This window comes from Providencia burhodogranariea DSM 19968 (genome assembly GCF_000314855.2).
GTDB lineage: Bacteria > Pseudomonadota > Gammaproteobacteria > Enterobacterales > Enterobacteriaceae > Providencia > Providencia burhodogranariea.
In genome coordinates, this window is record NZ_KB233222.1 from 1,938,258 (window position 1) to 1,953,162 (window position 14,905).

Annotated in this window: 11 protein-coding genes; 1 reads left to right on the top strand and 10 read right to left on the bottom strand. The window is 36.2% G+C overall.

The window, feature by feature from the left end:
* Positions 1-136 precede the first annotated feature (136 nt).
* The 8 genes from OOA_RS08325 to flhD form a co-directional block, all read right to left on the bottom strand.
* Positions 137-1,702, bottom strand: coding sequence for a methyl-accepting chemotaxis protein (locus tag OOA_RS08325; RefSeq protein WP_008911700.1), 1,566 nt, complete (start codon positions 1,700-1,702; stop codon positions 137-139).
* 109 nt (positions 1,703-1,811) lie between these two features.
* Positions 1,812-3,497 carry a methyl-accepting chemotaxis protein gene (locus OOA_RS08330; protein WP_008911701.1) on the bottom strand — a complete coding sequence of 562 codons (1,686 nt, stop codon included), beginning with the start codon at positions 3,495-3,497 and terminating at the stop codon, positions 1,812-1,814.
* A 368-nt stretch (positions 3,498-3,865) separates the two neighbouring features.
* On the bottom strand, positions 3,866-4,363 hold the full coding sequence (gene cheW / locus OOA_RS08335; protein WP_008911702.1) for a chemotaxis protein CheW: 498 nt from the start codon (positions 4,361-4,363) through the stop codon (positions 3,866-3,868).
* 31 nt (positions 4,364-4,394) lie between these two features.
* On the bottom strand, positions 4,395-6,434 hold the full coding sequence (gene cheA, locus OOA_RS08340; protein WP_008911703.1) for a chemotaxis protein CheA: 2,040 nt from the start codon (positions 6,432-6,434) through the stop codon (positions 4,395-4,397).
* A gap of 252 nt (positions 6,435-6,686) precedes the next feature.
* Positions 6,687-7,547 carry a flagellar motor protein MotB gene (gene motB, locus OOA_RS08345; RefSeq protein ID WP_008911704.1) on the bottom strand — a complete coding sequence of 287 codons (861 nt, stop codon included), beginning with the start codon at positions 7,545-7,547 and terminating at the stop codon, positions 6,687-6,689.
* Between the two features lie 7 nt (positions 7,548-7,554).
* Positions 7,555-8,442: a flagellar motor stator protein MotA gene (gene motA, locus OOA_RS08350; RefSeq protein WP_008911705.1), complete on the bottom strand. Its 888-nt coding sequence runs from the start codon at positions 8,440-8,442 to the stop codon at positions 7,555-7,557.
* A 98-nt stretch (positions 8,443-8,540) separates the two neighbouring features.
* Positions 8,541-9,131, bottom strand: coding sequence for a flagellar transcriptional regulator FlhC (gene flhC, locus OOA_RS08355; RefSeq protein ID WP_008911706.1), 591 nt, complete (start codon positions 9,129-9,131; stop codon positions 8,541-8,543).
* A complete protein-coding gene (gene flhD, locus OOA_RS08360) occupies positions 9,131-9,478 on the bottom strand; it encodes a flagellar transcriptional regulator FlhD (RefSeq protein ID WP_008911707.1) in 348 nt (115 codons plus the stop codon). The genes flhC and flhD overlap by 1 nt, the downstream gene beginning before the upstream one ends.
* Before the next feature lie 1,883 nt (positions 9,479-11,361).
* Here flhD and OOA_RS08365 point away from each other — a divergent pair.
* The gene (locus tag OOA_RS08365) at positions 11,362-11,790 is read left to right on the top strand and encodes a type II toxin-antitoxin system HicB family antitoxin (protein ID WP_008911708.1); all 429 of its coding nucleotides are present in this window, start codon (positions 11,362-11,364) and stop codon (positions 11,788-11,790) included.
* A gap of 139 nt (positions 11,791-11,929) precedes the next feature.
* Here OOA_RS08365 and OOA_RS08370 read toward each other — a convergent pair whose 3' ends face one another.
* Complete coding sequence (locus OOA_RS08370; RefSeq protein WP_008911709.1) at positions 11,930-14,053, bottom strand: metallophosphoesterase family protein; 2,124 nt, start codon at positions 14,051-14,053, stop codon at positions 11,930-11,932.
* 32 nt (positions 14,054-14,085) lie between these two features.
* Positions 14,086-14,793 carry an oligogalacturonate-specific porin KdgM family protein gene (locus tag OOA_RS08375; RefSeq protein ID WP_008911710.1) on the bottom strand — a complete coding sequence of 236 codons (708 nt, stop codon included), beginning with the start codon at positions 14,791-14,793 and terminating at the stop codon, positions 14,086-14,088.
* Between the last annotated feature and the right edge of the window lie 112 nt (positions 14,794-14,905).

The following is a 14,905-nucleotide window of genomic DNA, read 5'->3' on the forward strand; positions in this document are numbered from 1 at the left end:
TGTGTTGAGCGACTCTTGCCGAGTTCACTAGGGGGCGAGCCACTCGCCTTGCTTCTTTTTGTCTTAACTCAAGACCTGTAATTCGAATAAAAATTGACCTTCAAAGATAAACAGCCTCTAATCTAAAAAAATATAATTAATTAACGTGGGCAATTTTTACGTCTGGAATTTCAAAAAAGGCAACTGTGTTAACTAAATTATTGGCTTGATCTTCCAACGCAGTAGTTGCACTCGTTGATTGTTGGACTAATGTAGCATTTTGCTGAGTCACTAAATCCATCTGACTTACTGCCGTCGCCACTTGTTCAATGCCACGACTTTGCTCATTAGATGCTGATGCTATATTGCTCATTAGCTCAGTGACCTGATTTACTGAAGCCACCAGCTCACTCATGGTTTCTCCTGCTAGATTAACGAGCTGAGAACCTTGATTAACACAACTCACAGACTCATCAATTAATGCTTTTATCTCCTTTGCGGCTTCGGCACTACGCTGCGCTAGTGCACGAACTTCACCAGCAACAACCGAGAATCCACGACCTTGCTCGCCAGCACGTGCAGCTTCAACAGCAGCATTGAGTGCTAATATATTGGTTTGGAAAGCAATTCCATCAATAACACTGATAATGGCACTGATTTTTTGTGAGCTATGCGAAATCGCAGTCATGGTATTAATCACATCACCCGTAAGCGCTCCACCTTTCGTTGCTGTTTTTGATGCGTAAACGGCTAATTCACTCGCTTGATGAGCATTATCCGCATTTTGTTTAACGATTGCTGTTAACTCTTCCATGCTCGCAGCTGTTTCTTCTAATGAAGCCGCTTGCTGTTCAGTTCGTGAAGATAAGTTATTATTTCCCAAGGAAATTTCACGAATCTCGGTATACATTTGGCCTGTATTCGCTCGCAAATTAGAAACGGATGCTGCGAATGATCCTTGCATCAACTTCAGTTGCTCTAATACCTCACCAATTTCATCTCGGGTAGTTACTTGAATATTTTGATTCAGCTTGCCTTGTGCCAACTTCATAAAATAATCACTCATACTAATGAGTGGAAAAATTATCTTACGTTTCATCCAGAAATGAGCAAAACCAGAAATAGCCAAAATGGTGAAGATCACTGCAAAAAACATAATCCATGCAATGTTGTAATAAAAATTGGCTGACTCTAGCGAGTTCTGCCTGTCTGAATTAAGTAATTCGAGATACTGACTAATAACGTTTGCCATCTGCTCTTGATATTGTTGTGCAGATAAGTCCATATACGCAGAAATATTATTGTTACCGATAAGTATTCTTAACTCTTTAATAATGATTAAAAAGTCGTTATATTTTTCATCAATTATTGTGAGGTTTTCTTGTTCACTCAATAGTGGTTGGGCTGTGAATTTTTTATAATCCTCTGTAGCTTTAAGTACAAAATGATCATATTGATTTTTAGCTTCTTCAATACTTGATGTATCAGAATTAACTTTAATAAGTAGCGCAATTTGTGTCAGTGTGTTACGTGCTTGCATCAAATCTTCATATGTTTTTTCAAGTAGATCGCCTTTTTTAGAACTAAGCTCGACACTCTCTAAAGAAGAGAGTTCACTAGAAACTATCCCCAATGAAAGGCCGCTAGAGACTATCTGCATTCCACAAAACATCATCAAAAGTAAATATAAACTGACTGAAATCCGTATTCTTTTACCAAACATATTTTATCCCCACTTACGTCAGCTAAAACAATCATGCTTTACTATCTCTATTACCGTAATGTTCAGAAATACAATCAATTATAAGATTCGGCAACGCGACTCTAAGCCTTTAGAACGTTTCCCAATTGTCATCATTTTGAGGGTTATGAGATGCCATTTTTTTCAGATCGGGCGTTTTTACAACGTTTGATATCGTTCTTGTTACTGGCTCAGCCATTTGCATATCTTGCTGTTTCAAAGCCGGCAAACGAAAAATAGATATTAGTTGAGCAAGTTTTGCTACCTGTCCTTCTAATAGATTGGCTGCTACCGCAGATTGTTCGACCAATGATGCGTTTTGCTGAGTCACTTTATCCATCTCAGCCACAGCAATACTGACTTGTGATATTCCTTTACTTTGCTCATCAGAAGCCGTGGCTATATGTGTCATGATGTCAGTGACTCGAGTGACAGATGCAACAATTTTTGTCATTGTTTTTCCTGCATCTTCAGCCTGACGAGCGCCAGTATCTGTTCTTAATACAGAATCTTCGATTAAGATTTTGATCTCTTTGGCAGCATTCGCACTGCGTTGAGCAAGATTACGAACCTCATCTGCAACAACAGCAAATCCACGACCATGTTCGCCAGCACGTGCGGCTTCGACGGCTGCGTTTAACGCAAGAATATTAGTTTGAAAGGCAATACTATCGATAACCGCGGTAATATCTGAGATTTTTTGCGAGCTATCTGCGATATTCAACATGGTACTCACCACATTAGATACTACTTTACCGCCCTCTTTTGCGATTTCAGAGGCTTGACTTGCAAACTCACTAGCTTGGTGTGCATATTCGGTATTTTGTTTAACTGTTGCCGTCAATTGACTCATACTCGCAGCCGTCTCTTCTAAACATGCAACTTGTTCTTGAGTACGAGCAGAAAGATCATTATTGCCCGCTGCGATTTCACTAGTTCCTTGATAGATAGTTTCACTACCATCGCGGACTCCTCGCACAGTATTAACCAGCTCTTGTTGCATATATTCCACGCCATGCGCCAATTCACCAATTTCATTATTGGCGGTAGTGGCGATTTTTGGGGTTAAATCACCGGCTGCAAAAATATTAATACGTTGAATTAATTGCCCTAATGGTTCAATAATCCCTTTTCGTACATAGCAATAACTTGTGAAACTAATTAATATCAGTCCAATAAATAAAATGAAGTTCAAATAAACAGATTGGTGATAGTTGTTTTCTGCACGTTTAACTTCATTTTGGAAATCAGTAGCAATATTCGCAAAGTAAGCATTAAACTGTTCTTCAAACTTAACTTGGTGCCCAGATGTTCGATGCGCATAAAATTTTTCTAGTTGGCCTTTTTTCGCATATTCAGCGAGTTGAATAAGTGCATTACGATAAGTTTCATATGCTGAAAAAAGTTTCTCAAACTTTGCTTTATCATAATAAGTCGACCCCATGAGCTGGTTATATTGCTCATAGGCGTTATCTGCTGCTTGAAAATGACGATTTGCAGCTTCAATTAAATCTTGGGAAGATGCATCATCTTGATAGGAACGCCCTTCTAATAAAAAAGCATTAACTGCTCTATTTAAGTTAGCGCGAGCTTGTAATAAGTTAACCCAACTTTCGGTTAACACCTGTCTTTGCTGTTGGAGTGAATTCAAATAATTAATACTATTGCTATTATCACCAAGTTTATTAAACATCAAACCACTGGATATTAATTGCAACAAAATAAAAACAAAAATAACGGAAAAAAGTCCTGATACAATTTTAATTCGGCTATACATAACGTTTTACTGACATAATGTTGTTGTATTTTGGGTATCGGTCACATAGCTAAAAACTTTAGCGAATGAGCATAGATAGTTAATACCTAAGTGTTGCTGAACTTTAAATATCAAATTTAATGAGAATTAAAACACCTTGCTAAAGGTAAAAAAGTAAGTAGTGCCACTCACCAGCTAATGAGCTAGGCAAATGCAACTAAACACAAAAAATCATGTTTAATCACCATCTAAAGAACGCTCTTTATTTGTAATTAATTTTTTCGCAATATTTTTATATCTTTTTGATATGTTATAGATAGCTGTACTGTTATTTCAAATTATTAGCACGGTGGAAATAAAACAGCAAAGGTCAACAACGCTTAGGCATATTACTCAGCCAAGCTGTCAATAAGTGCCATTTCGTCACTTGTGAGTAGTTTTTCGATATCAATTAAAATAAGCATGCGTTCCCCCACGGTACCAAGTCCAGTTAAATATTGAGTCGATAAAGTGACCGCAAAATCAGGTGGCGCGGCAATTTGTTCTTCATTTAAAACCAATACATCAGAAACACCATCAACGACAATACCAACGACTCTGTCTTTTAAATTCACAACAATCACTACTGTATTATCGTTATAGATGACATTTTGGTGAGAGAATTTGACGCGTAAATCGATAATAGGAATAATCACACCGCGTAAATTGGTTACACCTTTAATAAAGTCTGGGGTATTAGCAATGCGAGTAACTTGTTCGTATCCCCTAATTTCCTGCACTTTTAAAATCTCAATACCATACTCCTCTTCACCTAACGTAAAGATGAGATAGCCTTCTCCTTGTTTTTCTTCGTTACGTTTGTTTAAATCATTATCCAACATTGACATGATATTTAACCTCTATTTAGCACATAACACGTTATGCAATTTTCTGCTTTTTTTTAAGCAAAATGCTGTTATTCATTTTTTGTAGTTCCGCAACATCTAAAATCAAAGCAACAGAACCATCCCCCATAATAGTGGCGGCAGAAATACCGGGAATTTTGCGATAATTGCTTTCAATATTTTTGACAACCACTTGCTGTTGTCCGACAAGCTTATCAACCAATAATGCAAAGCGATGCCCGGCGTGTTGAATGACCAACACAATACTATTAGTGAAATCATCCTCAGCCCCAACAATGCTAAACACTTGATATAACTCGACTAACGGTAGATACTCACCACGAACCAGTAACATTTTTTCCTCACCAGCTAGGCGGTAGACATCCTCTTTACGAGGTTGCAATGTGCTAACAATGGCGCTAAGCGGTACGATAAAAATATCGTTCGATACTTTGACTGACATGCCGTCGAGAATGGCCAAAGTGAGTGGTAATAAAATCCTGATAATAGTCCCTTTTCCCTCAGTAAAACCTATTTGAATGCGCCCTCCCATACCTTGAATATTTCGTTTTACCACATCCATTCCCACTCCACGCCCTGACACATCAGTGATAACTTCCGCAGTAGAGAAACCCGGAGCCATAATTAACATACCGATTTCTTCGTTAGTCATTCCTTCATGCACATTCAGACCTTGAGAATATGCTTTTGCTAAAATACGTTCACGATTAAGACCTGCACCATCATCACGTACTTCAATACAAATATTGCCACTTTGATGAGACGCCGAAAGAATCAATGTTCCCGTTTCAGACTTTCCATTCGCCAATCGTATTTCTGGTTTTTCAATACCGTGATCTAGGCTATTACGAACTAAATGATTAAGTGGATCGATAATCCGCTCAATCAAACTCTTATCAAGCTCTGTAGCACTCCCTTCGACTTTTAATTCAATTTTTTTATGGAGCTTTGTTGCAATATCACGCACCATTCGCGGAAAACGGCTAAATACATAATCCATCGGCATCATGCGAATTGACATTACAGATTCCTGTAATGCTCTAGAATTGCGCTCGATCTGTACTATTGAGCTAAGTAAATCGCTATATTCATTGTGGTCGAGCTGCTGGCTATGTTGAGTCAGCATAGACTGAATAATGACTAACTCACCCACCAAATTAATAAGATGATCGACTTTTTCGACTGCAACACGAATACTATTCGAATCACTTTTTACTTTTGAAGGTGCTACTTTGGGTTGCGCAGCAATGACCGCCTTAGATTTAGATTCTGGATTTATTTCTTGTTTAATTATTGATTCCACGACAGCGGCTGAATCATTTGGCACTATAATAGGAAGAATGTTTGATGAGAGATAATTTAAACATGTTTCTACATCAACAAGTTGATAAGTAATTTGTGACTCTTCAACCACAAAACATAACACGCCACAAATATCATCAATATTCGAATTTGTTCCCAACCAGACCATTAAGCTATCACTTTTTTTTTCTGTGTTATACAACGTTCCGAACAACGCTAATTCATTTGCGAGTAAGTCAATTTCATTTGTTTTTAGTTGGCTAAGTGTGATGACAATATAATGTGAATACAACTCGCTGAGCGATGGAGTAATAACATTCGTTTGCCCACATGCTACCTCTAAATCAGTATCAATAATTAAGTTTTCAGTTATATGCTCAACCTTGCCAAGCACTTCACATATATGCATAAAGCTTTCTTCATCAGGCAACAAACTATTTTTATAAGCATCGAGCTGCTCCGCCATCACATCTTTAGTATCAAGAAAAATATCAATAATCTCTGATGTGAGTTTTAATTCATTATGACGCGCTTTATCGAGCAAGTTTTCCAATGTATGTGTGGTATTTTGCAATTGAGTGAAACCAAAGGTTGCAGCTCCTCCTTTTATCGAATGAGCACTGCGGAAGATTGCATTTAATTGTTCACTATCCGGGTCAGCCGGATCGAGCTCAAGTAAATGTTGTTCCATGTCTCTAAGTAGCTCATACGCTTCATCGAAAAAGGTTTGATAAAACTCGGTAATATCCATAGTTCCCATCCAATTTAACTTAATGCTGCCTACCAGCTTATCTAGAGGCGGTTGATCTTTACTACTTATTTTTACTGCGTGATATGATTAAAATATTCGAATAAAAATTTGTTCTTCAAAGATCTCCTCTAGCAATACAGTTAAAATGACGTTAAAAAAATGGCTAACGGTGAGGGAGGGATTTATCGCTCTTTTGTTACTTTTCACTTAAACTTACTCACGTTTATACATCGATAATTCTGCCTATCATTGCTATTTATTTAACACTTCATTAATTGGTATTGCGCCATCGTATTCATGCAAAATTTGTTCAGTCTCAATTTCATTTAACACAATGATGCTAATGCGACGATTGATTGGCGCTAAACCATCCTGTTTATCTATATGAATACTGGATGCCATTCCGATAACTCGGAGAACTTTCTCTTGATTTAGTCCTCCTGAAATTAGTTCACGGCGAGATGCATTTGCTCTATCCGCAGACAATTCCCAGTTGTTATAATTGGCATCATTAGCATACGGTAAATCATCGGTGTGACCTGAAATGCTTATTTTATTAGGAACGTCATTAAGCAATGGCGCTATCGTATGCAAAATATCGCGCATATAAGATCCCACATGTGCCGAACCAACCATGAACATAGGTCGATTAGCACTATCAACAATTTGAATACGTAGACCTTCATCACGCATATCGATCAGCAGATGAGGTTTGAGTTCATTTAATCTGGGGTCTTTGAGAATGGCTTGTTCAAGTGATTGTCTAAGTTTTTCAAAACGATAATTTGCATGATCTTCTATTTTATTATTGGGTTCCGGTAAAATATCACCCTCACGAAAAATGACATCTTTCCCGCCTCCAGGAATAGGATTAGTGGCATCGCCACTTTTTGTACCGTGATTAATCGCCGTTTTCAGAGGGGTTCGAAAATATTCAGCAATCTGTGTTAACTCTTGTGGGCTCGAAATAGAAATCAACCACATCACTAAAAAGAATGCCATCATCGCCGTCATAAAATCTGCATAAGCGATTTTCCAAGAGCCGCTATGCCCATTTGCGTGGGCTGCAACACGCTTTTTGACACGAATAATCTGGGTGTTATTTGCTCTCATTAACCGATCATTCCTCGTCTTGCGATTGTGACCGATTGCCGATTTTAACTTCGCGAACTCGAGCTTCGAGCTCTAAAAAAGAAGGCCGATCTGCGCTGTATAATACTTTGCGGCCAAATTCAACGGCAATTTGAGGTGCATACCCTTGTAAAGCAGAGAGGAATGTCACTTTAATACATTCCATCATTTTCAGTTGCTCATTACTACGCAAACGAATCAATGCAGCTAGAGGCAAAATAAATCCATAAGCCACTAAAATACCTAAAAAAGTTCCAACCATCGCATGCGCAATTAAAGCCCCAAGTTCACCTGCGGGTTTATCTGCTGAACCCAATGCATTAACGACGCCCAAAACAGCAGCAACGATACCAAATGCAGGCATAGAATCCCCAACCATATTCAGTCCAGATGCAGGTACTTCATTTTCCTGGCGAAAGGTTTCTAATTCCTCATCCATCAAAGCTTCAATTTCATAACTTTGCAGATTACTTGAGACCATTAATCGTAAATAATCCACCACAAACATTAATGTGGTATCATCTTTCATCACCCGTGGATACTGCGAAAAAATGTCACTTTCTTTTGGATTTTCAATGTCTTTCTCAAGGGCAAGCAACCCTTCTTGACGCGATTTATTCAAGAGTTGAAAGAGTAATGCCATAAGATCCATGGACATCACTTTACTATAAGAAGATTGGCGAAATAAAAGCGGTAATACTTTGCATAAGGCCAGAATAGATTTACCACTGTTACCAACAATAAATGCACCGAAACCTGCACCTAAAATAATCAAAAATTCAGCGGGTTGATAAAGTGCACCTAAATGACCGCCAAGCATTAAATAACCACCGATGACTGTGCCTGTAACAATGATGTATCCAATGAGTATTAACACACGTATTCCCTTCAACTCAGTTATGTAACAGATGGCAGTCAAAGAGAATTATGAGAAAGGACAGGCAACCTTGTTACCTGTTTACTCAATCAATTCAACTACATTACCGCTTTGGTAATGCCATCCTGTCGATATAGCGTTATATCGGCGAGATGGTCGGAAAGTTTACGTTTTTTTATCGCCCGAGATGGTGGCTGACACAAACTACAAATAAAGCTATTTTCTGGAATATGGGCATAAGTGATAAAAGAACCATTGCAACTATGACATTCTGAGCTTTGTAACATGCCACTTTCGACAAAACGCACAAGTGTCCATGCGCGAGTCAATGCTAATAATGGTTTTTCCCCTGACGGCGGGATACATTGCTCTAAATAAAGCCGATAAGCTTTTAGGATAGCATCGATGCCTTTGCAATACCCAGTGTTGGCCAAAAATCGATAAGCATTATAAAACATGGATGAATGAATATTTTGTTCCCAAGTCATAAACCAATCTGTTGAAAATGGCAGCATTCCTTTAGGTGGCGGGCACCCTCGTAATTCTTTATATAAACGAATTAGCCTACCGCGGCTAATTTGAGTCTCACTTTCTAGCATTTGGAGACGAGCCCCTAAAGAAATGAGTTCTATTGCAAGACGAATATCACTCGCTTCTTTAACAATACTTTTCCCAGCAATCGTACTCATCATTTTCTCACTGTTTCTTTATCATTTATTTTGTGCATTTGTAACAAGTGTGTTGACAGTAAGATACCCGTATGAATTTGTTGTAATTCATCTACTCTTGAGTCGCGAGTTAAGGTTTCTATTGTCTGGCAATTTTCAAATCTAAATTGGCAAATAAGCTGGTTTGTTTCCGCTAATTTAACTAATTGAGGAAGAGAAAGATCGCCTAGCGCAGTTGCCATAGCTTCAGAAATACCGAGACGAAACATGGCGGAAGCTTTTTCTTGGGATATAAGTTTTTGAGCGAGTAGCAAATATGAAAGATTAATATCGTATATATGCTTCAGAAAATCAGTCGTTGAACTCATTTTTTTTCCTTTTTTTGAGTATTATCTACATCTTGTTAGCAAATAGAACAAACATGAAGTTTGTATGCCTTGCAGTAACCTAATTTTTAATAAAAAAATACACTAGATAACAACCTCAATTGCTTTTACATGTTACTTATTAAGCAAATACCTAGTAAGGAGTATAAAATATACAAAAGTAAAAACTTAAATTAAATATATTTCCTGAATACTTACAAACAATAATGTTATGACTAAAAAAAGATTAGGGGAAATGTCAATTTTTATTTAATGTCAATTCTAGTCGTCATTTATTATGCACCACAAAATTAACTATTCAAGACTCTTATGTTTCTTTTTATTACGATAGATGATTATCCACCCATTCATTAATCATTCTGCATTATAACTATATCTTGTATTTACATATCCAAAATAATCACAATAGATAAGATCAACCTAAATCAAATGTCAGGATTTTAACCAGAAAACATACACCGATACACCAATCAAGCGACTTAAATAACCACTTATTAGATTAAAAGCAGAATATTGATCCATATCAATAAATATTTTTGGAAAACACAACCTGCAATAAGTGAAATTAAAGATTAATGAGGTATAACACTTAAATTTTACCCATTGATTTTCAATAAGTTCAATGCAAAATATCTTACTTATTCAAAATTCCTCAACTTTATTGCATCATTTTTTATGCCATAAGAAACCTACTTAACCAAAACTAATTTTTCATTTTAATTAATTTTTCTAATGATTCATCGTAAGTTGAAGATAATTAATACTTAATTATTTTATTTATCACAAAATAAATATCACTTAATTTTTTTAATATCCAATCATATTAAACTATAAAAAATAATTATTTTAATAATAGTTATTCATTATTTTATCATTAATTGACAGAGCGTTTATTTTATTATTAGAAAATATTTTATTAGTAGTTGAAATAACAAATAGGTGTTTTTTTTTAAATAAAATGATCAACCTACCAGCCTGTAACACTACTCAAAACGAAGATCCGGAAAACATAATCATAATCATGGTTGCATTTATTTTTTTATTTTTCAGATATTATTTATTTGTAAAGATTAAATTTTAATCATAATTTCCAGACTATCTCTAGTAACAGGTGCTATCTTAATAATATGAATCTTTCAATTATCAGACATTAAATATAGTAACTAATGGTATTATCACCCATTTGCACTATGTGTTTTTATTTTAACAAATTGATAGAACCCACTCACAGAAATAAGTAGAAACACTTATCTATAGGTAAAAATCACGAGTAAGTAACAATTCTTATTTAAAATAATTCATTTTAAGAGTACTAATTGAATTCGTAACTTTTTATCGTCGTGATTGATGCTTAAAAATGAGATTAATATCACATTTAATACTTAACTTTCTGAAAATTTTCTGACTAATTTGATATGTAGGGAGTAGCAGTGTCAGCTCATATTAGATAGATTTTGATAAATTTAACCTAATTTATTTATCACTAAAATCATTTAAGGTGCATTTAGGTGAGTATCTAATCTTCTATGATAAAAATTGAATCGACGATGATGTGGAAATTCGGTTAATAGAATGAGGTTTCTTATTTATGACACTTCTAGAAACTATATTGATACAATGACCATCAAGTAACACATTAATACTCGATTAATGTTCTACTGAATCGAGGCCTTTGCTGTTAAGCTGATCTTCGTTAGGTTAGTTATTAGGCAAACCTTTACCACTTATACTCAAAATATTTCAAGATGTGGGCTGGTAGTCAGCGAAGATATCTCTTAGATCTACAGTAACACTCTATTAAGAGCAGCTTCCTCCATACAACTTGAAGTATCATGAGCATACACATCATATTTATAGGGTGATACATGTTCAACTATTTAGCTACCGTTGATTTTGACGAAGAAACTAACAGTTATGAAATCTCTTTTGTTGATTTTCCAGATATACAAGGTGTTGCCTACTGCGAGGAAGATATTGAACTCGAAGCCGCTGATACATTAACAACAGGGCTTGCTGACTTTATTTCTTCAAGAACATTAATTCCAGAGCCAACAAAAAATGATAATGGGACAATTGAAGTTCATTTACCTATATTGAGCTGCCTAAAAATTGCACTACATAATGCAATTATCCAAACTGATACTCGCAAAGCAGATTTAGCACGTAAATTAAACTTAAATTCACAGCAGATCGACCGATTACTCGATATTGAGCATGCATCTAAGGTTGATACACTTGAGCAAGCACTTTATTTATTGGGTCACGAAGTCAAACTCACTGTTAACAAACAATAAAAATAAAAAATCACTAACCACACATTGCAGCCAGTGATTCAGTATACCCGCCATACTTCAAGTTGCATGGATGTTGACTACATGCAACTCGAAATATTTTGGATAATTGTTTATTTCAAAAAAAACAACTTATCTTAAATTATTTTTTTACTACATCAGCATTGGTTGGTTTGATTTCACCAGTTTCTACGTTGATGTAAAAATCACGGCTAGGATTTCCTTGTAAATATTTATCTATTACGGTGAAAATACTGCCAAATCTTAATTTAAATATACTATCAAATGAACTATCTGCCGTAATTTTATTGGTCGAGCTTGGTAATGCCTCATACAGCGTACTAGTCAGGACTTGGTACTGATTTAATCGCTCAGTAGGAATGTCTTGAAATGCTAATTCATCCGCATTGCGTAAGCGATAGAAATCAACAGCGAGATCAAATCCATTCCATTTAGCAAAATCGTCTAACTTAAACCCTGCATTTTTAGCCACGAGTGCAGCTTTCTTACTTGCAGCTTTCCATGCTTTTGAATTTTTTTGCAGATAAATTTTGGTGACATCGACTGCATTCGGATCAACACCTTTAGCGCATATGTCATGATTTTCACTTAGTGGCGCAGTCAATACTTCACTATATGCGGTTTGACTATTTAGTTGGCTGAGGATCAACATTTCCTCGCCATTGAGGCTAAATAGCATTTGACGTATTTCGCATGGCCACTCTTCAGGAATAAAGCGTAAACGCGTTAATTCAGTAATATGCCAGTTGGTAAAATCATAATAATTATTGGCTTTAAGAATATCACTATTCCAAAGATGTGGAGAGTTTGTACGTTTTAAATGATCCCACTCTTGTTGATAGTGTTCAAACAACTCATCAAAACGTGGTACGTCTTCGATCACTATGGTTTGCACATCAATTTCATTAGCATTTTTAAAATTAAGAATTTTATATGCAGGTACATAAGCAGCCATTGATGGAGCTTGGATATTAAACAACAAGCTGCCATCATCATATTTACGCACACCAGTATCATTAAAATGCATATGACCGCCAACATGCACACCAATACCTGTTTTTGCCATTGCATGGCTGGTATCTTCTTTTGGCGCTCTTTCTAGCTGAAATTTACCTTTACCAAAAATTGTTTCGAGGTCATCCGCAGCACCATTATCAAATTCGACCATTGGGAAATGGCTAAATGTTATGAGTGTTTTATTTTGCTCTTTTGCACGTTTTGCAACAGATGTCATCCACTCAACAGTTTGCTGTTTATGCGTTAGCATTTTGTTATAACCCGCGTTACCTGAACCAGCAAAGTTCTTCGGTGCTTTAGGATTGTTTATATCCGCTTTTTCAGAAGGAACATAAACATTGGCATCAACTGCCATTAACCAAAGACCGGGAACTGGCTCTACAAGATAGCTACTATCGGCAACATTAAAGCATGGGCCGTAGCCTTCTTGTTTATACTCACCACCGGTTCCTTGAGTACAAATCTCATACTGACGTTGGTTAAAATCACTGGCTTTGACAGCTTCGTCATAGCTATAACCTTTTGAGCCATAATCAGAATATGGCGTTTCCCAATAAATATCTTCAGGCAATGGATTGATACCAAAGGATTTCATTGCATCCATCACTCGCCCATAACCACTATAAACCATTTCCTCAGTACAAATGGTTGGCAGCTCTGCACCAGTATCAATAACTGCGGTATTGCCCTGATAACCGGTACATTCACTCGCACCTAAACTGAAAATACGCTGAGTTTTACCATCGGCACCAAGGAAGTCTTCTTTTCCTGCTGGCATGTCAAAAGGCCTGTTAGGATCATGATTCCCTGGAGTAGCAAAGAAACGCATACCATATTTTTGCTCATATTCTTGTAATACTTTGACCAAACCACGTAAATGAATTGGTTGACCGTCATCTGTAAAGTCACCCGGTAAAGCGATCAGTTTAATACCTTTACTACCCGCATCTTCAAGTGCGGCACGTAATGCAAAATAATTTTCATTAAACAAACGTGTTGAAGTCAATTGTGCATACATAGAACGAATAACAGCATTTTGACCACTTTTACTATTTTTTAATCCTTCGAATGATCCATCCGAAAATTGCCCATAAACATCATGAAAGTGAATATCAGGCATAAATGCAACGCTATAGTTATATGTTTTACTATCGGCATTCTCTGCTATCGCCATATTTCCTGTCGACATTAATGCAAAAGCAAGACCGTATTTAATTTTATTATTCATGTTTATTCTCTTTAAATAGTTCGCTCTTTCTATTAGAAGTTATATGAAATACCGACGCGATAACGCATTTGCCATGCATCGCGATAGGTTTGCCCATTCTTCACGTAAGATCCATCATCATAGGATACATATCCTAGCTCAAAATAAGGTACCCAGGTTTTATTTCCAACCCAAGAGAAATTCACGTTATGAGCGTAATCTTTTTCTTTGCCTTTATATGCAGGATAATCTGTATCAAATTTATATTCGAAATCATAGCTAATTGATACATCTTTTATTTTATAACCCAAATAGAAATTACTTTGCCAATAATGTTGGTTATCTCTCTTAGGCTTATATGAATTATCAAAATGTCTTTCACCGTAACGTAAACGTGTTCCAATATTGAAATCATCCGTCAGGTTATAAGCAGCCTTAACGCTGAATTTATACGCTGTATCTTTTTCACCAGAGTCTAGTGCAAATGATGGTGTTAATACAAAGTCCTTTGTAACTTTATATTTATAACCAACCTCAACCTCATTGCCTTTTGAAGATAAATTTTCCATGAAACCACCATCTTTACTTCTCCATTTTCCTTCAAGGCTAAAATAGATACCATTTTGCATACTATGACCAATTTTAACTCGGTCTTCATGACGATGTTCATCACCTAACCATTCATGGCGATAGTCAATATAAGTTGCGTTAGCAGTAGAGCAAATCAGTAGTGTAGAGATACCAAGGGCTAAATGTTTCATTAATTTGTTCCTATAATAAATTTATATGTTGTAGTTTTTAATAATGATATTGTTTCTGTGTGCTTGAACTATGGTTAGTTAATTAATTTAAAACTCCTCTTTTTTATTAATT